Genomic DNA, 23268 nt, shown 5'->3' with positions numbered 1-23268 from the left:
CATGGACGATGACGTTCTCGCTCTGGTGCGGCGCTCCCTTCCCAAGGTGAGCGCCGCAGAGGCGCGCGTCGCGGAGAAGATCCTGGGCGACCCGACCCTGGTCGTCGACCTGGCGATCAACGACCTCGCCCAGCTCTGTCAGACCTCGCTCTCGACGGTCGCCCGCTACGCCCAGTCCCTCGGATACAGCGGCTACCGCGAACTCAGGGTCGCGGTCGCGCGCGCGATCACCCTGGAGCAGGCGCAGCAGGCACGGTTCGGTCTGGACACCACCGCGATCGACCCCGACGACGGTCCGAGCGCGATCGCCGCCAAGCTCGCCGCCCAGGAGATCGACGCGATCGAGAAGACCGCGCTCGCCCTCGACGCGGCCGCGCTCGACAGGGTCGCCCGTGCGGTCGTCGATGCCCGGCACATCGATCTCTTCGGCCAGGCCGCGTCATCGCTGACGGCGCAGGACCTGCAGCTGAAGCTGTCGCGCATCGGCTGCTCCGTCTCGCACTCGGCCGACCCGCACCTCGCGGTCACGACGGCTTCGCTGCGCAGTGCCGCCGACGTGGCGATCGCCTTCTCCCATGGCGGCGAGACCACCGAGACACTGCGTGCCCTCGAGGTCGCGCGCGACGCCGGTGCGCTCGCGGTCGCGGTCACCAGCGCTGCGGACTCGCCTGTGGCACTGGCGGCCGATGTCGTGCTGCTCACGCACGCGCACGAATCCCCCTTCCGGATGGCCGCGATGTCGAGCCGCATCGCACAGCTCGCGCTCGTCGATGTGCTCTTCGTGCGGGTCGTGCAGCACCGCGGGGAGCCGGTCGCCGTCTCGCTGCAGCGCACTCACGACGCGGTCCCGGCCCGGCGTCGCAGCTGAGGCCCGGCGTCGCAGTTGAGGCCCGGCGAGAAGCACCGGTGCGAGAAGGCAGGCTCGAGAAGGCTCAGTCGACGTGGTCGCGGGTGCTGACCAGGGCGCGGGTCGCGATGCGATGTCCGCGCGCGAGGCTCCCCGTCAGCGAGAGGCCGGTGAGCACCCCGGCGAGGAAGCCGGCCGCGAAGGCATCGCCTGCGCCGATGGTCTCCACCACGGGCGCGTCGAGCGCGTCGCTCTCGGCGGTCTCGGTGCCGTCGAACGCCACGGCACCGCTCGCGTCGGTGATGAGCAGATGGCGCGGGTGGGGGAACAGGGCGCGGATCCGCTGCGGCTCGCTCGTGCCGAACACGGCCTCCGCGTCGGGTCGGGTGCAGAACACGATGTCGGCGCGGGATGCGAAGTCCGCGACGATCCTGCGGCCCTCGGCCTCGCGTCCGAGCCAGAGCGCGGGTCGCCAGTTCACATCGAAGCTGAGCAGGCGGCCGGGGCGTCGCTCCGTGAACAGCGCTTCCTGGGCGGCGAGGGCTGAGGCCGACAACGCGGGTGTGATCCCCGAGGTGTGCACGAGCGCCGCATCGCCGAGGAGTGCGGATGCCACCGGCGTCGTGAGCGTCCGGGGCGACAGGGACGCGGCGGCCGACCCGGCGCGGTAGTAGTGCATGGTGCCGTCGACGGCACCGTCCTCCCGTGCCGACAGCTCCTTCACGTAAAGCCCGGTGGGTGCGTCGCCGTCGACCTCGACCGCGGAGTCGTCGACGCCGTGGGCGCGCAGCTCAGCGGTGAGGAAGCGCCCGAAGCCGTCGTCACCGACGCGGGAGAGGACCGACGTGCGCACACCTGCCGACGCCAGAGCGATCGCGGTGTTCCACTCCGCCCCGGCGAGGGAGCGGTGGAAGGTCCGGCAGTCCTCGAGCGGACCCGCGGTGGCGGCGACGAGGGCGACCATGCCCTCTCCGAAGCAGACGGCGAGCGGAGTGGTGTCTGGCACGATCTGGACACTACCGGATCGATGCCGGTCCCGCCGATATCGGATTGCAACCTGGATGCGTTTGGTATCTGAGGATCTGCTGGGTACCGTCGAGTCATCACCGTCACCGAGGCGAGGAAGCCTCGGGACGCGCAAAGAAGCGCCCGACAGGGAAGGTCACACAATGCACCAATCAGTCAAGCGTCGGCGAGGACTCGTCGCCGTAACCGGAGCCGCGATCGCAGCGCTCGCGCTCGCCGGCTGCGTCGCCAGTGAGCGTGGCGACGAGGGCTCGGAAGGATCGGGCGACGTCGACGGGACGTTCGTGTTCGCTGCGTCCTCGGACCCGGCGAGCCTCGACCCCGCCTTCGCGCAGGACGGCGAGAGCTTCCGCGTCTCGCGCCAGATCTTCGAGGGTCTCGTCGGCACCGAGCCCGGCACCGCCGACCCGGCACCGCTGCTCGCCGAGTCGTGGGATTCGTCGGAGGACGGCATGTCGCACACCTTCGAGCTGAAGAAGGACGTCACGTTCCAGGACGGCACGCCGTTCAACGCCGAGGCCGTCTGTGTGAACTTCGACCGCTGGTTCAACTGGACCGGTCTCGCGGCTTCCGAAGCCTTCGGGTACTACTACAACAAGCTCTTCAAGGGGTACGCCTCCAACGCGGCCGACGCCGTCTACAAGTCCTGCACCCCCGACGGCGAGAACTCGGTGACGATCGAGCTCAACAAGCCGTTCGCCGGCTTCGTCGCCTCGCTCTCGCTCCCGGCCTTCGCCATGCAGAGCCCCTCGGCGATGCAGGAGTTCGGTGCGGATGAGGTCAGCGGTTCCGCCGAGGCCCCGCAGCTGTCCGAGTACGCCATGGGCCACCCGGTCGGCACCGGCCCCTACGCCTTCGACGAGTGGGCGCCGGGCGAGCAGGTCACGCTCAAGTCCTACGACGGGTACTGGGGCGAGAAGGGGCAGATCGACGAGATCATCTTCCGCACGATCGACGACCCGACCGCACGCCGCCAGGCGCTCGAATCCGGCTCGATCGACGGCTACGACCTCGTCGGACCGGCCGACACCAAGGCTCTCGAGGACGACGGCTTCACGATGGTGTCGCGCCCGCCGTTCACGATCCTGTACCTCGCCTTCAACCAGGCGGTGCCGGAGCTGCAGGACCCGAAGGTGCGTGAGGCGCTCTCGTACGCGGTCGATAAGGACGCGCTGATCAGCCAGGTGCTGCCGGAGGGCACGCAGAAGGCCATCGAGTTCGTCCCCGAGGTCGTCAACGGCTACAACCCCGATGTCACGACCTACGACTACGACCCCGAGAAGGCGAAGTCGCTGCTGGCCGAGGCGGGCTACACCGAGGCGAACCCGCTGAAGCTCACCTTCAACTACCCGGTCAACGTGTCGCGTCCGTACATGCCGGACCCCGAGCAGATCTTCACCGTGCTGTCGTCGCAGCTGTCAGAGGTCGGCGTCGAGACCACCCCGGTCTCGGAGGAGTGGGTCGAATACCTCGACCGCACCACCGGCACCTCGGACCATGGCATCCACCTGCTCGGCTGGACCGGTGACTACAACGACACCGACAACTTCGTCGGCGTCTTCTTCGGCCAGCAGAGCTCCGAGTGGGGCTTCGACAACCCCGAGCTGTTCCAGAAGCTGAACGAGGCGCGCGGCGTCTCGAACCTCGAGGACCAGACGGCGCTGTACGAGGAGATCAACGAGATGGTCGCCCAGTTCATCCCCGGTGTTCCGCTCGCGCACCCGGCGCCGACCCTGGCGTTCGACCCGCGCGTGAAGAGCTACCCCGCCAGCCCGGTGAACGACGAGGTCTTCACGGACATCGTCCTCACCAAGTAGGCCTGACCACTTGATACGTCGTTCCCCGGTCCCACCCCTTCGGCGGGACCGGGGAACGACGTACCTTCTGATCGACGGAGATCTTCGTGCTGCGCACCATCGGCAGGCGACTGCTGTTCCTCATCCCCACCCTGTTCGGGCTCAGCATCCTGCTGTTCGCCTGGGTCAGGGCCCTTCCCGGCGGCCCCGCGGTCGCCCTGCTCGGCGAGAAGGCCACACCCGAGGCCGTCGCCAGAGTCAACGAGCTCTACGGCTTCGACAAGCCGCTCATCGAGCAGTACTTCATCTGGATCGGGCGGCTCCTCCAAGGAGACTTCGGAACCTCCATCCAGACCAACCGTCCGGTGACCGAGGAGTTCATGCGGCGCTTCCCCGCGACGCTCGAACTCAGCGTGATGGCGCTCATCTTCGCGGTCGGCATCGGCATCCCGCTCGGATACTGGGCCGCCCGCCGCCACGGCAAGTTCACCGACCACGCATCCGTGGTGCTGAGCCTGATCGGCATCACCATCCCGGTGTTCTTCCTCGCCTTCATCCTGAAGTACGTCTTCGCGGTGCAGCTGGGCTGGCTGCCGTCGGACGGACGACAGAATCCACGAATAGACGCGACCCATCCCACCGGGTTCTATGTGTGGGACGGCATCATCACCGGAGAGTTCGATGCCGCATGGGATGCGATCCTGCACCTGATCCTCCCGGCGCTCGCGCTGGGTACGATCCCGCTCGCGATCATCGTCCGCATCACCAGGGCCAGTGTCCTGGAGGTGCAGAACGCGGACTACGTGCGCACCGGTCGGGCCAAGGGCGTCGGTGCGCCGACGCTGCGCAACCGCTTCATCCTGCGCAACGCCATGCTCCCGGTGATCACCACGATCGGCCTGCAGACCGGGCTGCTGATATCCGGGGCGGTGCTCACCGAGACGGTGTTCGCCTTCCCGGGCATCGGCTCGTTCCTGGCGAGGGCGATCTTCACCAGGGACTTCCCCGTCCTCCAGGGGTTCATCATCTTCATCGCGATCGCGTATGCGCTGATCAACCTGGCGGTCGACGTCTCCTACAGCTTCATCGACCCGAGAGTGAGGGTCCAGTGATGTCCCTCTCCATCGTCCGAAAGGAGGCGGTCGCATGACCATCGCACTCCCGCCCGCCCAAGGTCCCTCGGCGGAGAGCGGCGGCAGCATCGACACCGTCGCCATCGCCCAGGCCGACCTGAAGAACGGCTCCGGCGGCTTCTGGCGGGATGTGTTCCGCCGCCTCCGCCGCAATCCGACGGCATGGATCGGCGCGGCCATCGTGGTGGCGTTCCTGCTCATCGCCGCTCTCGCACCTCTGATCGCTCCCTACCCGGAGACGGCGCTGCCCGGCGCGAAGTACATCACGCCGACCTACATCCCGGGGCCGGGGGAGCTGCCGCAGTTCCCGCTGGGCCTCGACCGCTTCGGCGGCGACGTGCTGTCCAAGCTCATCTGGGGTGCGCAGGCGTCGCTCATGATCGGTGTCATCTCCACCGCGATGGGCCTGGTCGGCGGCATGATCCTCGGGTTGCTCGCCGGCACGTTCGGCGGATGGGTGGACACGCTCATCATGCGCATCGTCGACATCATCCTGTCGGTGCCGAACCTGCTGTTGGCCGTCTCGATCGCCGCGATCCTCGGGCAGACGCCCTTCGCGATCATGATCGCGATCGGGGCGTCGCAGGTGCCGATCTTCGCCCGGCTGCTGCGCGCATCCATGCTGCAGCAGCGCTCCAGCGACTACGTGCTCTCGGCGCAGACGCTCGGTCTCGGCCGCGGCAAGATCACCATGTCGCACGTGCTGCCCAACGCCATCGGCCCCGTGATCGTGCAGGGGACCCTGACGCTCGCCACCGCCGTGATCGATGCGGCGGCGCTGTCGTTCCTCGGCCTCGGCGGAGGCCGCCCGGAGACGGCCGAGTGGGGGCGCATGCTCACCTACGCACAGGCCGAGCTCGCCATCGCACCCTGGCTCGCCTTCCTGCCCGGCATCTGCATCGCCGTCACGGCGCTCGGCTTCACCCTGCTGGGTGAGGCGCTGCGCGAGGCGATGGACCCACGGACGAGGGCGCGATGAGCGCCGCGAAGGAGAAGCAGATGTCGACCGAGCCGTTGCTGTCGGTCCAGGGCCTCGCCGTGGACTTCGCCACCATGGACGGTGTCGTGCACGCGGTCGAGGGCGTCGACCTCGAGATCCGTCCCGGTGAGACGGTCGCGATCGTGGGAGAGTCCGGTTCGGGCAAATCCACCACCGCGATGGCCATCATCGGGTTGCTCGCCGGGGGAGGCCGGATCGCCTCCGGCAGCATCCGCCTCGATGGCAAGGAGATCTCCCGAGCGCCGGAGAACGAACTGCGCACGATCCGCGGCCGCGACATCGGCCTCGTGCCGCAGGACCCGATGTCGAACCTGAACCCGGTGGCGAAGATCGGCACACAGGTGGCGGAGACGCTGCTCGCGCACGGCCTCGCCACGCGGCAGAACGTGCAGGCGAAGGTGGTCGAGGCCCTGACCGCCGCCGGGCTCCCTGATCCGGCGCGGCGCGCGAAGCAGTACCCGCACGAGTTCTCCGGCGGCATGCGCCAGCGGGCGCTCATCGCGATCGGTCTGGCCTGCAAGCCGCGCCTGCTGATCGCCGACGAGCCCACCAGCGCCCTCGACGTCACCGTGCAGCAGACCATCCTCGATCAGATCGGGCAGATGACGCGCGAGCTGGGAACGGCGGTGCTGCTCATCACCCACGACCTGGGACTCGCTGCCGAGCGCGCGGAACGGGTGATCGTGATGCACCGCGGCAAGGTCGTGGAGCAGGGCGACGCCCGGCAGATCCTGGAGGATCCGCAACATCCGTACACGCAGTCGCTCGTGAAGGCGGCACCCTCGGTGGCGGCGGCCCGTCTGCGGCCGGAGGCGTTCCGGGTGCAGGAGCCGGTGGACTCGGCGACGGACGCTTCGACAGGATCAGCGACCCCCGGGGTTCCCGGCTCCCAGGGCTCGTCGAAGGGCAACATCGTCGAGATCGAGAACCTCACCAAGGTCTACCCGGTACGCGGCCGCGGGGAGGACTTCGTCGCGGTCGACGACGTGTCGCTGGTGATCCCGCGCGGGGAGACGGTCGCGATCGTGGGGGAGTCCGGTTCGGGCAAGACCACGACCGCGCGGATGCTGCTCAAGGTGATCGAGCCCACGAGCGGGCTGATCCGCTACGAGGGCAAGGACATCGCGTCGCTGAGCCGGGCGGAGACGAAGGACTTCCGCCAGCGGGTGCAGCCCATCTTCCAGGACCCGTACTCGAGCCTGAACCCGATGTTCACGATCGAGCGGCTGATCGCCGAACCGTTGGAGTTCTACAAGCGGGGGAGCACTGCGGATCGTCGCAAGCGCGTGCGGCAACTGCTCGACGACGTGGCGCTGCCGCAGTCCATGCTGCGTCGCTACCCGTCCGAGCTCTCGGGCGGTCAGCGGCAGCGCGTCGCGATCGCCCGTGCGCTCGCGCTCTCGCCCGATCTGATCGTGTGCGACGAGCCCGTGTCGGCGCTCGACGTGCTCGTGCAGGATCAGATCCTGAAGCTGCTCGGCGACCTGCAGAGCGAGTACGGCCTGAGCTACCTGTTCATCTCGCACGACCTCGCGGTGGTGCGCCTGATCAGCGACTACGTGTGCGTCATGAAGGACGGGAAGCTGGTGGAGGCCGCGACCTCGGAGGAGATCTTCACGAACCCGCGCGACCCCTACACGAGGCGTCTGCTGGCGTCGATCCCGGGCAACGAGCTGAACATCGCCTCCTGAGGCCCCGTTCGCCGACACCCATCCCGCCCGCCGAGACCCATCGCCGCAGACGTCTGCGGCGATGGGTCTCGGCGCTGACGGTGGGTGTGGACGACTCCGGCGGGGTGCCAATACCGCAGGTTCGAAGATTGGTCAAGGATTGCGCTTGCCATGTCGCAGAATCGTGCGTATAGTTGGTAGTTGCGCTCGCTTCTCCCTGCCCTCATATGGTGGTCGGCATCTGTTGAGTTCCCGGGCGCACACTCCACCTGACGACAAAGGAATCGAGAAGCCCTGCGGGGCTCACGGAGGTTATTCCCTTGGCTGCTGCTCGCAACGCATCCACATCCACCACCACCAAGAACGGACGCGGAGCTTCCCGTCTTTCGTTCGCCAAGATCTCCGACACGCTGACGGTCCCTGACCTTCTCGCCCTGCAGACCGAGTCCTTCGGTTGGCTGGTCGGCAACGACGCCTGGAAGGCGCGCGTGGCCGAGGCCAAGGCCGCCGGTCGTACCGACGTGAACGAGAACAGCGGCCTCGGCGAGATCTTCGAGGAGATCTCTCCGATCGAGGACCTCGGCGAGACGATGCAGCTGTCGTTCACGAACCCGTACCTCGAGCCGGAGAAGTACTCGATCGAGGAGTGCAAGGAGCGTGGCAAGACCTACGCCGCTCCGCTGTACGTCGAGGCCGAGTTCATGAACCACCTCACGGGTGAGATCAAGACCCAGACGGTCTTCATGGGCGACTTCCCGCTCCAGACCGACAAGGGCACGTTCATCATCAACGGCTCCGAGCGCGTCGTCGTCTCGCAGCTCGTGCGCTCGCCGGGTGTCTACTTCGACAAGACCCCCGACAAGACGAGTGACAAGGACATCGTCTCGGCGCGCGTCATCCCGAGCCGTGGTGCATGGCTCGAGTTCGAGATCGACAAGCGCGACCAGGTCGGCGTGCGTGTCGACCGCAAGCGCAAGCAGTCCGTCACGGTCTTCCTCAAGGCGCTGGGCATGACCAGCGAGGAGATCCTGGCCGAGTTCGCCGGCTACACCTCGATCGAGGAGACGCTCGCGAAGGACACGATCGTCACGAAGGAAGATGCTCTCCGCGACATCTACCGCAAGCTCCGTCCGGGCGAGCAGGTCGCAGCCGAAGCCGCGCGTGCGCTTCTCGACAACTTCTACTTCAACCCGAAGCGCTACGACCTCGCCAAGGTCGGTCGCTACAAGATCAACCACAAGCTGGGCCTCGACCAGCCGCTGACCTCGTCGGTGCTCACCGTCGAGGACATCGTGGCCACGATCAAGTACCTCGTGCGTCTGCACGCAGGCACCGAGGAGACCTTCACCGGTATCCGCGGCGGCAAGAAGGCCGAGATCCGTCTCGCGACCGACGACATCGACAACTTCGGCAACCGTCGCATCCGCGCGGTCGGCGAGCTCATCCAGAACCAGGTCCGCACGGGTCTGTCCCGCATGGAGCGCGTCGTCCGCGAGCGCATGACCACGCAGGACATCGAGGCCATCACGCCGCAGACCCTGATCAACGTGCGCCCCGTCGTCGCCGCGATCAAGGAGTTCTTCGGAACCTCGCAGCTGTCGCAGTTCATGGACCAGAACAACCCGCTCGCGGGTCTGACGAACAAGCGTCGTCTCTCCGCGCTCGGCCCCGGTGGTCTCTCGCGTGACCGCGCCGGTGTCGAGGTCCGTGACGTCCACCCGTCGCACTACGGCCGCATGTGCCCGATCGAGACTCCTGAAGGCCCGAACATCGGTCTGATCGGTGCGCTCGCGACCTTCGCGCGCATCAACTCGTTCGGCTTCATCGAGACCCCGTACCGCAAGGTCGTCGACGGTGTCGTCACCGAGCAGATCGACTACCTGACGGCTTCCGAAGAGGTCGACTTCAACATCGCGCAGGCCAACGCCCCGCTCGATGCCAAGGGTCGCTTCGTCGAGAGCCACGTCCTGGCACGCCCGAAGGGCGGCAGCGGCGAGGTCGACATGTTCCTCCCCGAGGACATCGGCTACATCGACGTCTCGCCGCGCCAGATGGTGTCCGTCGCGACCTCGCTCGTCCCCTTCCTCGAGCACGACGATGCACAGCGCGCCCTCATGGGTGCCAACATGCAGCGTCAGGCCGTGCCGCTGCTGCGCAGCGACTCGCCGCTCGTCGGAACCGGTATGGAGGGCTACACGGCCATCGACGCCGGTGACGTGATCACCGCCGAGAAGGCCGGTGTCGTCTCCGAGGTCTCCGCGGACCGCGTCGTGGTCATGCTCGACGAGGGCGGAACGCAGGAGTACCACCTGCGCAAGTTCGACCGCTCGAACCAGGGCACGTCCTACAACCAGAAGGTCGTCGTCAACGCCGGTGAGCGCGTCGAGGTCGGAGAGGTCATCGCCGATGGCCCCGCCACCGAGAACGGCGAGCTGGCCCTCGGGAAGAACCTCCTCGTCGCGTTCATGACGTGGGAGGGCTACAACTTCGAGGACGCGATCATCCTGAGCCAGGACCTGGTGAAGGACGACACCCTCTCCTCGATCCACATCGAGGAGTACGAGGTCGACGCCCGCGACACCAAGCTCGGCAAGGAGGAGATCACCCGTGACCTCCCCAACGTCAGCCCGGAGCTGCTGAAGGACCTCGACGAGCGCGGCATCATCCGCATCGGTGCCGAGGTCCGCCCCGGCGACATCCTCGTCGGCAAGGTCACGCCGAAGGGTGAGACCGAGCTGTCGGCCGAGGAGCGTCTGCTCCGCGCGATCTTCAACGAGAAGAGCCGCGAGGTCCGCGACACGTCCCTGAAGGTGCCTCACGGCGAGCAGGGCACGATCATCGCGGTCAAGGAGTTCAACGCCGAGGACGGCGACGACGAGCTCGGCTCCGGCGTCAACCGCCGCGTCGTGGTCTACATCGCCCAGAAGCGCAAGATCACCGAGGGTGACAAGCTCGCCGGCCGTCACGGCAACAAGGGTGTCATCGCGAAGATCCTCCCGATCGAGGACATGCCGTTCATGGCGGACGGCACCCCGGTCGACATCGTCCTGAACCCGCTCGGCATCCCGGGTCGAATGAACTTCGGCCAGGTGCTCGAGACCCACCTCGGGTGGATCGCGAAGCAGGGCTGGAAGGTCGAGGGCACACCGGAGTGGGCAGTGCGTCTGCCGGAGCAGGCCTTCGAGGCAGCCCCCGGCACGAAGGTCGCGACCCCGGTGTTCGACGGTGCGAGCGAGGAGGAGATCGCAGGTCTCCTCGACGCGACCATCCCGACCCGCGACGGTGTCCGTCTGATCGACTCCACCGGAAAGGCCCAGATGTTCGACGGCCGCTCCGGCGAGCCGTTCCCGGCCCCGATCTCGGTCGGCTACATGTACATCCTGAAGCTGCACCACCTGGTCGACGACAAGATCCACGCACGTTCCACGGGTCCCTACTCGATGATCACCCAGCAGCCGCTCGGTGGTAAGGCGCAGTTCGGTGGACAGCGCTTCGGTGAGATGGAGGTGTGGGCCCTCGAGGCCTACGGCGCCGCGTACGCGCTCCAGGAGCTCCTCACGATCAAGTCCGACGACATCCTCGGCCGCGTCAAGGTGTACGAGGCGATCGTCAAGGGCGAGAACATCCAGGAGCCGGGCATCCCCGAGTCCTTCAAGGTGCTCATGAAGGAGATGCAGTCGCTCTGCCTGAACGTCGAGGTCCTCTCGGCCGACGGCACGCTGGTCAACCTCCGCGACACCGACGATGAGGCGTTCCGCGCCGCAGAGGAACTCGGTATCAACATCTCCAGCCGCTTCGAGGCCGCCTCGATCGACGAGATCTAATCCTTCGGAGGGCCCGGGACCCACGTCTCGGGCCCACCGAAGCAGACTTCTCAAAAAGAATTTCCGACACAGGAGAACTAGTGCTCGAGTCCACAACTTTCGATGAGCTTCGCATCGGCCTGGCGACCGCAGACCACATCCGCGCGTGGTCCTACGGCGAGGTCAAGAAGCCCGAAACCATCAACTACCGCACCCTCAAGCCGGAGAAGGACGGTCTCTTCGGAGAGCAGATCTTCGGCCCGTCTCGCGACTGGGAGTGCGCCTGCGGCAAGTACAAGCGCGTCCGCTTCAAGGGCATCGTCTGCGAGCGCTGCGGCGTGGAGGTCACCAAGAGCTCCGTCCGTCGTGAGCGCATGGGTCACATCGAGCTCGCCGCTCCCGTCACCCACATCTGGTACTTCAAGGGCGTGCCCTCGCGCCTGGGCTACCTGCTCGACATGGCACCGAAGGACCTCGAGAAGGTCATCTACTTCGCCGCCTACATGGTCATCTCGGTCGATGAGGAAGCTCGTCACCGCGACCTGGGCACGCAGGAGAACAACATCCGTCTCGAGCTGAAGACGCTCGGCGACCGCCGCGACGCCAAGATCGCGGAGCGCCTGGCCAAGCTGGAGGAGGAGCTCGCTGCTCTCGAGGCGGAGGGTGCCAAGGCCGACGCCAAGAAGAAGGTCAAGGACGCCGCCGAGAAGGAGATGTCGCTCATCCGCAAGGGTGCCGACGAGGCGATCCTGAAGCTGGAGCGCGTGTGGGAGGACTTCCGCACGCTCGAGGTCGGCGCACTCCGTCCGGAGGACGACGTCTTCCACGAGCTGCAGGACCGCTTCGGTCAGTACTTCGAGGCCTACATGGGTGCCGAGTCGATCCAGCGTCGTCTCGCGGCCTTCGACCTCGAGGCCGAGGCGGAGAACCTGCGTCTGCAGATCTCCGAGGGCAAGGGCCAGCGCAAGATCCGTGCGATCAAGCGCCTGAAGGTCGTCAGCTCGTTCCTCGAGACCGGGATGAGCCCGGCGTCGATGGTCCTGGACGTCGTCCCGGTCATCCCGCCGGAGCTGCGCCCGATGGTCCAGCTCGACGGTGGCCGCTTCGCGACCTCCGACCTGAACGACCTGTACCGCCGCGTGATCAACCGCAACAACCGTCTTCGTCGTCTGATCGACCTCGGTGCCCCCGAGATCATCGTCAACAACGAGAAGCGCATGCTGCAGGAGGCCGTGGACGCACTGTTCGACAACGGTCGCCGTGGTCGCCCCGTCACCGGTACCGGCAACCGTGCCCTGAAGTCGCTCAGCGACATGCTGAAGGGTAAGCAGGGTCGTTTCCGTCAGAACCTGCTCGGAAAGCGTGTCGACTACTCCGGCCGTTCGGTCATCATCGTCGGCCCGCAGCTCAAGCTGCACCAGTGCGGTCTGCCCAAGCAGATGGCTCTGGAGCTCTTCAAGCCGTTCGTCATCAAGCGTCTGATCGACCTCGGCCACTCGCAGAACATCAAGGCCGCCAAGCGTGCCGTCGAGCGCACCCGTCCCGAGGTCTGGGACGTGCTCGAGGAGATCATCCGCGAGCGTCCGGTGCTGCTCAACCGTGCACCCACCCTGCACCGTCTGGGCATCCAGGCGTTCGAGCCCCAGCTCGTCGAGGGCAAGGCCATCCAGCTGCACCCGCTCGTCTGCGCGGCGTTCAACGCCGACTTCGACGGTGACCAGATGGCTGTCCACCTGCCCCTGTCGGTCGAGGCTCAGGCCGAGGCCCGCGTGCTGATGCTCGCGTCGAACAACATCCTGAAGCCGTCGGACGGCCGTCCGGTCACCCTGCCTTCGCAGGACATGATCATCGGTCTGCACCACCTGACCACGGTCAAGGAAGGCGCGACCGGCGAGGGCCGTGCATTCGGTTCGGTGGGCGAGGCGATCCTGGCCAAGGACGAGGGCTCCCTCGACCTGCAGGCGAAGATCCGCATCCGCATCCCCGGCCTGACGTTCCTCGAGGGCGAAGCTCCCGAGGGCTACGAGCGTCACGGTCTCGTCGACGCCTCGCTGGGTCAGGCGATCTTCAACGACACGCTGCCGAAGGGCTACCCGTTCGTCCGCGAGCAGGCTGACAAGAACAAGCTGTCGCAGATCGTCAACAAGCTGGCCGAGGAGTACCCCAAGGTCGAGACGGCTGCGTCGCTGGACCGCATCAAGGACGCCGGCTTCTACTGGGCAACGCGCTCCGGTGTGACCGTCGCCCTGAGCGACATCCTCACGCCGCCGAACAAGGCGGAGATCGTCGCGGGCTACGAGAAGCAGGCCGCGAAGGTCCAGTCGCAGTACGAGAAGGGTCTGACGACCGACTCTGAGCGTCGCCAGGAGCTCATCAAGATCTGGACCGAGGCCACCGACGAGGTTCAGGCCGCCATGAAGGCGAACTTCCCCGAGGACAACACCATCAACCGCATGGTGTCGTCGGGTGCTCGTGGTAACTGGCTGCAGATCCGGAACATCGCCGGTATGCGTGGTCTGGTGAACAACCCCAAGGGTGAGATCATCCCGCGTCCGATCATCTCCTCGTACCGCGAGGGTCTGTCGGTTGCGGAGTACTTCATCGCGACGCACGGTACCCGTAAGGGTCTCGCCGACACCGCTCTGCGTACCGCCGACTCGGGTTACCTGACCCGTCGTCTGGTGGACGTCTCGCAGGACGTCATCATCCGCGAAGAGGACTGCGGCACGTCGAAGGGCCTCGAGCTCCCGATCGCCGCTCCGAACTCGCAGGGTGAGCTGGTGCGCGACGCGAACGTCGAGAACTCGGTGTTCGCCCGTACGCTGGCCTCGGCCGTGGTCGACAGCAAGGGCGAGGTTCTCGCCGAAGCCGGTGAGGACGTCGGTGACGTGCTGATCGACAAGCTCGTCGCTCTGGGTGTCGAGACCATCAAGGTGCGCTCGGTCCTGACCTGCGACTCCGCCGTCGGTGTGTGTGCACAGTGCTACGGCCGTTCGCTCGCGACCGGAAAGACCGTCGACATCGGCGAGGCCGTCGGCATCATCGCGGCCCAGTCGATCGGTGAGCCCGGTACCCAGCTGACGATGCGTACCTTCCACACGGGTGGTTCGGCATCGGCGGATGACATCACGCAGGGTCTGCCCCGCGTGCAGGAGCTCTTCGAGGCGCGTACCCCCAAGGGCGCGTCGCCGATCGCCGAGGCCGACGGCCGCATCGCGATCGACGAGACCGACAAGGGCAAGAAGGTCATCCTCACGCCCGACAGCGGCGACGAGCCCGTCATCTACCCGGTGCTGAAGCGTGCCACGCTTCTCGTCGAGGACGGGCAGCACGTCACGGTCGGTCAGCCGATCCTGGTGGGCACGCTCGACCCCAAGGAGATCATGCGCGTCATGGGTGCTCGCGAGGTGCAGCGTTACCTCGTCGGCGGCGTCCAGGGCGTGTACCGCTCGCAGGGTGTGCCGATCCACGACAAGCACATCGAGGTCATCGTCCGTCAGATGCTCCGCAAGGTCACCGTCGTCGATCACGCCGACACGACCCTGCTCCCGGGTGAGATGGTCGACCTCAAGCGCTACCAGTCGATCAACCGCGAGGCTGTGGCAGAGGGCAAGCGCCCCGCGTCCGGCCGTCCGGAGCTGATGGGTATCACGAAGGCGTCGCTCGCGACCGAATCGTGGCTGTCGGCCGCCTCCTTCCAGGAGACGACCCGCGTGCTCACCGAGGCTGCGATGCAGGGCAAGCGCGACCCGCTGGTCGGTCTCAAGGAGAACGTCATCATCGGTAAGCTCATCCCCGCCGGAACCGGTCTCTCTAAGTACCGCGACGTCACGGTCGAGGCCACAGAGGAAGCCAAGAGCGAGCGCTACCCGAACCGGATCTTCGCATCCGACGGTGCGTACGCCGATGGTGACTTCGGCTACGTCGACTTCGACGCGTTCTCGACGGACGACATCACCCCCGGCACCTACAACTGATTGAGGTTGTCGAGCGACGAAGTCGCGACACAACTGAGTGCTGAGTGACGAAGAAGGCCCCAGGGTTCGCCCTGGGGCCTTCTCCGTGCCCGGGTTTCACGCCATGCCGTCGACGCGGCTCCGGGCGCGGCGGGTCAGTGGAAGATGTTCTCGATGATGCTCGAGGTGTAGCCGGTCGGTGCCAGGTTCGAGTAGCGGGTGTCGATCATGACGTCGTCACGCCAGAACAGGGTGCGGCCGTCCGTCACGGGGTACTGCTCGTTGGGCCAGGTCTTCTCGCATCGGGTGCCGCCGTCCGGCGTGAAGCAGGAGAAGCCCTCGTCGTCGGCGAGTGCATTGAGCATGTCGAGCGCGGGACCGCGGTTCATCCGCGAGATGGTGGTCGTGAGCCTCGTGGTGTCTGCGCGCGGGTCGGCCCAATTGCAGGTGAGGGCGCCGTCTGCACCCACGCCCGAGGGTCCGAAGGCGGCGTCGTTGAGCGGGATGTCTCCGAGCTCGGCGAGCACGGATTCCGACAGGATCGCGCGGCAGTCGGTCGGGAGCGTGACGGGCTTGGCGGTGGGCGTGGGGGAGGGCGTTCCGGGCCCCTCCGTGCTGGTCACGTCCGGGCTGGGCGCGTCGCTCGCTGTCGGTCGTGCCGAGGACCCTCCTCCGGCGTCGGCCTGCGGAGTGCACGCCGTGAGGGCGACGAGGAGTGAGAGGGCCACGGCGGCGCCGGCGAGGCGGGGGTTCATGGCCACACCGTACTGCCCTCCGGCGTCGGGACGCGAGAGGATCGCGGTGTTGTCAGGGCGTCCCGGCACCGCGATAGTGTCAGCGGGTGAGCAACGTGACTTCTGCTGCCGGTTCCGTGGTCGTGATCGGCGATGCCCTGATCGATGAGATCCGTGATGATGCGGGGGTGCGCGAGCTCGTCGGCGGCGCTGCGCTGAACGTGGCCGTCGGCCTTCGTCGGCTGGGGGTCGACACCACGCTGGTCGCGATGGTCGGTGACGATGAAGCGGGCGCCCACATCCGCGAGTACCTCGGGGATCACGGGGTGCGCCTGATCTCGAGCGAGGCCCCGCACGGCTCCTCTCGTGCCGTCGTACAGCGCGCGTCGAACGGCGAGCCGCAGTACGTGTTCAATGAGGCGGCGCAGAAGCGCAGCATCCGATACTCCGATGAGGCGCGTCAGGCGATCTCCGACGCCGCGCTCGTCGCCATCAGCTGCTTCCCCTTCGATGTGCCGGCAGAGGTCGATGCCCTGGTCGATGCCCTGGGCGATGCGAGGGTCGCCGTCGACCCGAACCCGCGCACCGGGATGCTCAGCGATCGCGAGGAGTTCGTCCGCGGGTTCGAGCGGCTGGCGACGTCGGCGTCCGTCGTCAAGGTCGGCGCGGATGATGCAGCGATCCTCTACGACGGCGACCTGGACGCACTGCGGGGGCGCCTGCGAGGCCTCGGAGCCGCTGCCGTACTGGCGACCGCGGGAGCGGAAGGTGCCACGATCGATGCGGACGCCGGTGTCGTCTCCGCGCCCATCGCCCAGCTTCCCGGTGCGGTGATCGACACCGTCGGGGCGGGGGACGCGACACTCGCGGCGGTCTCCGAGGGCCTGGTCTCGGCGTCGCCGTCCGACCTGGCGCAGTGGCGCGTGCTCCTGCTGCGAGCCATGGACATCGCCGCTGCGACCTGCCGCGCAGAGGGCGGCCTGCTGCGGACTCCGGAGTCTCTGGCCGACTCGGGGCGGGGCGTGAACGGCAGCTGACGTTTCGATTTCTTGCACCCGCCTCGGACAGGTATGCTTGTCTCTCGTGCCCCCGGTTGGCTGTTCAAGTCGGACGGGTGCGCTCTGGCGAGTTACCCAAGCGGCCAAAGGGATCTGACTGTAAATCAGACTGCACTGCATTCGGGGGTTCGAATCCCTCACTCGCCACCAGAATCAAGGCCCCGAGATCCGCGGATACACGCGAGATTCGGGGCCTTAGCTGTTCCTCGAACCAGCCGCGCGACCTCCACGTGACACGGCCGGTCAGGGCGAGCCCGATCCCGGGCACCCGCGACAGCGTTCCGAGCATCCACACGGGTCGGCGTGCGTATCCGACGTCACCGCTGTCGTCGCCTGGCCACGTCCGCTGCACGGCCCTCGACGGAGCGGACCGTGTGAATGGGGGACCGGACCTGCATCGCGCGTCGACGGGCTCGACGAAGTCTCCCTGTTACGCGTCGTGAAGCCGGATATCCATCGACGACGAACGGTGACTGCGGACGGGTTGCAGGTGCGGGCGAGCCCATAGATTTCGGGCAGAAGTCGACCCGAGGAGTCCCGTGCACACCGTCAGCATCCCAGCCGTCGCGCCATCGGCGCAGACGAGCATCACCCTGGCCGGGCGACCAGTCTCCCGGCTCGGCTTCGGCGCCGCCCGGCTCACCGCAGGTGACGGATGGGGGCGCGCCTCCGACGAGGGCGAGCCACGTCGGCTCCTGCGTGCGGCGATCGACGAGGGATACGACTACGTCGACTCCGCCGATGCGCTCGGTCCCGGCATCAGCGACGAGATCATCGGAGACGTCGTCCGTCCCTCTGAGAACGTGCTCGTCGCGTCTAAAGTCGGGATGCTGCGCACCGGTCCGCACGGGTGGGGTGTGCTCGGCCGACCGGACTATCTTCGTCAGCAGGTGCACGCCACGCTGCTCCGACTGCGCCGGGATCAGATCCCCCTGCTGTACCTGCACCGCATCGACCCTGCCGTCCCGCTCTCCGATCAGTGGGGAACGCTGCGCGAGCTCCGCGACGACGGGCTGATCGGTCACCTCGGTGTGTGCGAGCCGGACCTCACCCAGCTCGACGAACTGGTCGAAATCGAGGTGCCGGCGGCCGTGCAGAGCCTGTACAACATCGCGGCGCCGGCGAACGCGGTGGTCGCCGACAGAGCCGCGGAGCTGGGCGTGCCCTTCGTCGCCTACTGGGCGCTGATCGGTCGTGGGCTGGCGCGCAGCGAGTACGACCGGGTCTTCCGGGTGCTCGGCGCGGGGGGAGCACCGTTCGGATTGTCGGCAGCGCAGACCGCCCTCGCCTGGGCGCTGAGCACGCGTCCGAACGGACTCGCCCTCGTCGGGTCGCGCTCCCTCCGACACCTCGCCGAGAATCGACGTGCCCTGGAGGTGCGACTGCCGGATGATGTGACGAGTCGGCTGGCAACCGAGGTCGCCGATGCGCTCGGCGGCGTCGCCTTCGACCCGCGTCGCACGGCGGAGGACGAGAGATGAGCCTCGACATCCGACCCGGCACAGACCCGCTCGACGCGTATCTGGCCTTCGACACCGCCGCACCGCAGCGGGGGAGCATCCCCGCCGACGCCTCGATCGAGAGTGCCTTCGACGGTGCCGCGGACGGCACGCACGACCGCATCGCCGCGTCGGTGAGGGGTCTGCGCCCCGAGCTCGTCGCGCTCGCCACCGATCTCTACGAAAACCCCGAGATCGGCTTCCAGGAGGTCTACTCCTCCGGACGCATCGCCGACCTCCTCGACGCACACGGCATCGACGTCCAACGCGGGGCCTTCGGACTCGACACCGCTTTCCGGGCCACGGTGGGCGAGGGCGACGCGCACTTCGCGATCATCGCGGAGTACGACGCGCTGCCGGAGGTCGGTCATGCGTGCGGGCACAACATCATCGCCGGTCAGGCAGTCGGAGCCTTCCTGGCGGCACGGGATCATCTCGCGCCGGGCGGAGGGCGCCTGTCGATCATCGGTACCCCGGCCGAGGAAGGCGGGGCGGGCAAGGAGCTCATCATCCGCGCCGGCGGTTTCGACGACGTGGATGCCGCGGCGATGGTGCACCCGGGCGGAGGTACCAGTGTCTCCCCGGTGTATGGAGGCGGCACGAGCGGCGTGCGCCGCGTGCGGGTGACCTACCGCGGTCGCGCGGCCCACGCCGCGCTCAGTCCGTACCTCGGTCTCAACTCGCTCGACGCCGTGGTCACCGCCTACCAGGGCATGGCGCAGCTGCGTCAGCACATCCTGCCCGTCGACCGGATCCACGGCATCATCACCGACGGCGGCGCGGCGGCCAACGTCGTGCCGGAGCGCGCCGCTGCGGAGTTCCTCATCCGCTCGACCGAGGTGGCGACGCTGAACGCCTTGACGCAGCGAGTGGTCGACATCCTCGAAGCGGCGGCGCTCAGCACCGGCACCACGGCGGAGCTGGACGTCGACTTCGAGCCGCCCTACCTCCCGCTGCGCCCGAACGTCGAGTTGAACAAGCGCTGGGCCACCGCCCTCACCCGGCAGGGCAGATCCGTCCCCGTACGGCCGGCTGTCGTGCGGCAGGGCGGCCCATCGACAGACATGGGCAACGTCAGTCAGTTCATCCCGGCGATACACCCGGCGCTCGGTCTGGGCGCGGCCTCCGACGTGCTGCCCCACAACGCCGCCTTCGCGGATGCCACCGTGCGTCCTCCTGCGTTCGACGCGCTGGTCGACGGTGCGATCGGTCTCGCAGCGACAGCACTCGACTACCTCGCCGACGAGGCGCTGCAGGCGGCGGTCTCCGCCGAGTTCGTCGCGACCGGTGGACGGTACCGCTGGGGGGACGGATGACGGCGACAGCAGCGCTCGCACCGGCCACCCGGGTGCGCGGCGTCCGTTTCGGGGGGTGGCTGCCGTTCACCCTGCACCGGCTGCTCGACGCGGTGATCGTGCTCTGGGCAGCGGCGACCCTCGCTTTCGTGGCGCTCAAGCTGATTCCCGGCGATCCGCTCGACAGCCTGCTCGCCGGGGTGCTCGATGCGCCGCCGGAGCTGCGCCAACAGGTCGCCGCGTACTACGGCCTCGACCAACCCGTGTTCGTGCAGTACCTCACGTTCCTCGCGAACCTGGTGCAGGGGGATCTGGGGATCAGTTACCAACGCTCCGCCCCCGTCACACAGATCATCTTCTCCGAGCTCGGTGCGACGGTCGAGCTCACGGTGACCGCCATGGCGATCGCCGGCATCGTCGCGGTGGGACTCGCGCTCGCCACTTCCGGACGTCGCCGCTCGGCGCGTCTGGCTGCGCAGGCGATCGAGCTGGTCGCGATCTCGGTGCCGTCGTTCTGGCTCGGCATCCTGCTGATGAACCTGCTCTCGTTCACGTTCCCGATCTTCCCGGCCTTCGGCGCCAATGGTCCCGCCTCCCTCGTGCTCCCTGCCGTCACCCTCTCGGTGCCGCTCATCGGGGTGCTCGCCCAGGTGCTCCGCGAGCGCATGGAGTACACGCTGCACGAGCCCTTCGTGACGACCGTCCTCGCCCGTGGTGTCTCGGAGAGTCGGCTGCGCTCGCACCACGTGCTGCGCCATGCCGCGATTCCGGCACTCACGCTGAGCACCCTGATCTTCGGCTCGCTGCTCAGCGGCGCAGCAGTGCTCGAGACCCTGTTCGCCCGTCCGGGCCTCGGCCGCATCGCCGTCTCCGCGGTCGCCGACCGCGACATCCCGGTGGTGCTGGGCACCGTGGTCTTCGCGGCCCTGGTGTTCGTGGTCGTGAACATCGTGGTCGACCTCGTGTACCCGCTGTTCGACCCGAGATTGAAGGAGGCGCGCTCATGACCGCTTCGGCCGTCCTGCAACCGGCCCCCGCCGACGGCCTCGTGCGCCGACGGGTGCATCCGCCGGTCGGCGTGCTCCTGGCGATGGCGGTGCTCGCCGCCCTGCTCGTGATCGGCCTCGCTCCTGGGGCCTTCACCTCATATGACCCGTTGCAGGGTGATCCGCTCTCCTCACTCCAGGCGCCGAGTGCGGCGCACCCCTTCGGTACCGATCAGCTCGGTCGCGACGTGCTCTCACGCGTTCTGCACGGCGCCCAGTACTCGCTCTCTCTGGGCCTGCTCGCGACGGCGATCGGCCTCGTCGGCGGCATCGTGCTCGGGGTCGCCGCCGGATACTCCCGCGGCTTGGCCGACCGGCTGATCAGCCGGTTCCTCGACATCCTGCTCGCCTTTCCCGAGGTGCTGCTCGCGCTGATCCTGATCACCGTGCTCGGCCCGGGGATGTCGAGCGTCATCTGGGCCGTCGGTATCGGCCGTATCCCCGGTGCGGCTCGCCTCGTGCGGTCTCAAGTGCTGCAGGTGCGCCGATCCTCCTACGTCTCGTCGGCCGTGGGGCTCGGGCTGCCGTCGCTCACGGTGGTCGCGCGGCACGTGGTTCCCAACAGTCTCGGCCCCGTGCTCGTCAACTCGGTGCTCGGCGTCGGGGTGTGCATCATCTTCGGCGCGTCGCTGAGCTTCCTCGGACTCGGTGCCGTGCCGCCCACCCCGGAATGGGGGCTGATGCTGTCGGAGGCCAGACAGTACCTCTCGCTCGCTCCGTGGGTCAGCGTCTGGCCCGGAGTCTTCATCACCCTGACCGTGGTCTCGGTCACGGTGACCGGCCGTTGGTGGCAGCAGAGCGTCGTCTCGCGGAGGAGGTCGCTGTGACCGTCGTCGATTCCCACCCCCTGGTGTCGACCGTCGACGAGGAAGCCCACGAGACGGCGATCGTCTCGGTGCGCGACCTGCGTGTGCGCTTCCCCGGGGCCGTTGCCCCTGCGGTCGACGGCGTGTCGTTCGCCGTCGCTGCCGGACGCTGCGTGGCCCTGGTCGGTGAATCGGGGTCGGGCAAGAGTGTCACCGCGCGCAGTCTTCTCGGACTGTCCGGCCGCGGCGCGCAGATCACATCGACCGAGCTCCGCTACGGCGCGATCGACCTGAGGGGGCTGCGTGGTCGCGGATGGCGTGCCGTGCGGGGGAGTGGGATCGGCCTCGTGCATCAGGACGCGCTGGTCTCGCTCGATCCGCTGCGTCGGGTCGGAGCCGAGGTCGCCGAAGGTCTCGATGGCATCGGCTCCCGGCGGGCACGTGCGGCCAACGTCGAGGAGCTGCTCGGTCGCGTCGGTGTCCCCGAGCCTCGGATGCGCGCGCAGCAGCGTCCGCATGAGCTCTCGGGTGGATTGCGACAGCGTGCTCTGATCGCGTCGGCCATCGCGGGTGGGCCGCGCGTGCTCATCGCGGATGAACCGACGACGGCGCTCGATGTCACGGTGCAGGCGCAGATCATCGATCTGCTGATCGAACTCAAGACCACCGGCACCGGCATCCTCCTGGTCAGCCACGACCTCGCCGTCGTGAGCCGCATCGCCGACGAGATCCTGGTGATGAACCAGGGCGTGGTCGTCGAGCGGGGAGCTCCACGCACGATCTTCGCCGACCCGCAGCATCCGTACACGCGTCGGCTCATCGACGCGATTCCGGCCGAGCATCGTCGCGGCACGCGTCTTTCGACCGCCCCGCTGCCGGTGCTGCAGGAGCGGCGGTCATCGGAGGCCACCCTGCAGAGCGCGACCCCCGTGATCGAAGCCCGCGGCCTCCACAAGACGTACCGCGTGCCCGGTGGTGTCCTCACGGCTCTCGACGACGTCTCCTTCGCCCTCCGCCGCGGCACCACCCTGGGCGTGGTCGGGGAGTCGGGCTCCGGCAAGTCCACGGCCGCGCAGATCGTCCTCGGCACCCTCGCCCCCGATCGCGGCGAGGTGGTGTTCGACGCGAAGCCATGGTCGGGGATCCCCGAGCGGGAGCGACGAATCCGGCGTCCGCGCATCCAGTCGATCTCCCAGGATCCGCTCAGCTCGTTCGACCCGCGCTATGACGTGGCCGCGGTGCTCGGTGAAGCGATCGCCGCGGGTGCTGTTCCTCGCGAGCGGCGTCGGGAGCGCGCCGAGGAGCTGCTGACCCAGGTCGGACTGACCGGTGCCGTGCTCGCACGCCGTCCCCTCGACCTCTCCGGTGGGCAGCGCCAGCGGGTCGCGATCGCGAAGGCGCTCGCGACGAACCCCGACGTGCTGGTGTGCGACGAGCCGGTGTCAGCGCTCGACGTCTCGGTGCAGGCACAGGTTCTCGACCTGCTGCAGGCGCTGCAGGAGCAGCTCGGCGTCTCGCTCCTCTTCATCAGTCATGACCTCGGCGTCGTCCGCCATCTGGCGCACGACATCGTCGTGATGCGGCACGGACGTGTCGTCG

At 67.9% G+C, this 23268-nt stretch carries 15 protein-coding genes and 1 tRNA gene; 14 read left to right on the top strand and 2 right to left on the bottom strand.

The features are described from left to right. Position 1 precedes the first annotated feature (1 nt). Entirely contained in the window at positions 2-868 is an 867-nt protein-coding gene (locus AX744_RS12310) for a MurR/RpiR family transcriptional regulator (RefSeq protein ID WP_046747341.1), read from the top strand. A gap of 64 nt (positions 869-932) precedes the next feature. On the opposite strand, the gene AX744_RS12305 is transcribed toward AX744_RS12310, so the two are convergent. Then, positions 933-1853, bottom strand: a complete 921-nt coding sequence (locus AX744_RS12305; RefSeq protein ID WP_052748658.1) for a sugar kinase — start codon at positions 1851-1853, stop codon at positions 933-935. 163 nt (positions 1854-2016) lie between these two features. On the opposite strand from AX744_RS12305, the gene AX744_RS12300 reads away from it, so the two are divergent. The 6 genes from AX744_RS12300 (at position 2017) to rpoC (ending at position 15252) form a co-directional block, all read left to right on the top strand. Beyond that, positions 2017-3690, top strand: coding sequence for an ABC transporter substrate-binding protein (locus tag AX744_RS12300; RefSeq protein WP_061017160.1), 1674 nt, complete (start codon positions 2017-2019; stop codon positions 3688-3690). 86 nt (positions 3691-3776) lie between these two features. Next, positions 3777-4781 carry an ABC transporter permease gene (locus AX744_RS12295; RefSeq protein ID WP_058630491.1) on the top strand — a complete coding sequence of 335 codons (1005 nt, stop codon included), beginning with the start codon at positions 3777-3779 and terminating at the stop codon, positions 4779-4781. A gap of 34 nt (positions 4782-4815) precedes the next feature. Next, entirely contained in the window at positions 4816-5781 is a 966-nt protein-coding gene (locus AX744_RS12290) for an ABC transporter permease (RefSeq protein WP_021199008.1), read from the top strand. Beyond that, entirely contained in the window at positions 5778-7493 is a 1716-nt protein-coding gene (locus AX744_RS12285) for an ABC transporter ATP-binding protein (protein ID WP_231728803.1), read from the top strand. Before AX744_RS12290 ends, AX744_RS12285 begins: the two co-directional genes overlap by 4 nt. 299 nt (positions 7494-7792) lie before the next feature. Beyond that, a complete protein-coding gene (rpoB, locus tag AX744_RS12280) occupies positions 7793-11296 on the top strand; it encodes a DNA-directed RNA polymerase subunit beta (RefSeq protein ID WP_061017158.1) in 3504 nt (1167 codons plus the stop codon). Between the two features lie 80 nt (positions 11297-11376). Next, positions 11377-15252: a DNA-directed RNA polymerase subunit beta' gene (rpoC, locus tag AX744_RS12275; protein ID WP_061017157.1), complete on the top strand. Its 3876-nt coding sequence runs from the start codon at positions 11377-11379 to the stop codon at positions 15250-15252. 134 nt (positions 15253-15386) lie between these two features. Here rpoC and AX744_RS12270 read toward each other — a convergent pair whose 3' ends face one another. After that, a complete protein-coding gene (locus tag AX744_RS12270; RefSeq protein ID WP_231728802.1) occupies positions 15387-16055 on the bottom strand; it encodes a hypothetical protein in 669 nt (222 codons plus the stop codon). 17 nt (positions 16056-16072) lie between these two features. Between AX744_RS12270 and AX744_RS12265 the strand changes: the two genes are divergently transcribed. The 7 genes from AX744_RS12265 to AX744_RS12235 all read left to right on the top strand — a co-directional run. Then, a complete protein-coding gene (locus AX744_RS12265; RefSeq protein ID WP_061017155.1) occupies positions 16073-17002 on the top strand; it encodes a PfkB family carbohydrate kinase in 930 nt (309 codons plus the stop codon). A gap of 86 nt (positions 17003-17088) precedes the next feature. Further along, positions 17089-17173: transfer RNA gene (locus tag AX744_RS12260), tRNA-Tyr, on the top strand. A gap of 389 nt (positions 17174-17562) precedes the next feature. Continuing rightward, entirely contained in the window at positions 17563-18504 is a 942-nt protein-coding gene (locus AX744_RS12255) for an aldo/keto reductase (protein WP_061017154.1), read from the top strand. Beyond that, positions 18501-19838, top strand: a complete 1338-nt coding sequence (locus AX744_RS12250) for a M20 family metallopeptidase (protein WP_082738514.1) — start codon at positions 18501-18503, stop codon at positions 19836-19838. The genes AX744_RS12255 and AX744_RS12250 overlap by 4 nt, the downstream gene beginning before the upstream one ends. Further along, positions 19835-20824 carry an ABC transporter permease gene (locus tag AX744_RS12245; RefSeq protein WP_082738513.1) on the top strand — a complete coding sequence of 330 codons (990 nt, stop codon included), beginning with the start codon at positions 19835-19837 and terminating at the stop codon, positions 20822-20824. Before AX744_RS12250 ends, AX744_RS12245 begins: the two co-directional genes overlap by 4 nt. After that, positions 20821-21690, top strand: a complete 870-nt coding sequence (locus AX744_RS12240; RefSeq protein WP_061017152.1) for an ABC transporter permease — start codon at positions 20821-20823, stop codon at positions 21688-21690. Before AX744_RS12245 ends, AX744_RS12240 begins: the two co-directional genes overlap by 4 nt. Continuing rightward, on the top strand, positions 21687-23268 hold a 1582-nt coding region (locus tag AX744_RS12235; protein WP_061017150.1), incomplete at its 3' end, for a dipeptide ABC transporter ATP-binding protein. The genes AX744_RS12240 and AX744_RS12235, both read left to right, overlap by 4 nt.

This window comes from Microbacterium sp. CCH5-D1 (assembly GCF_001557335.1).
GTDB classification, from domain to species: Bacteria; Actinomycetota; Actinomycetes; order Actinomycetales; family Microbacteriaceae; genus Microbacterium; species Microbacterium oxydans.
The sequence above is the reverse complement of the archived record's forward strand: the minus strand, read 5'-3'. Positions and strand labels throughout refer to the sequence as shown.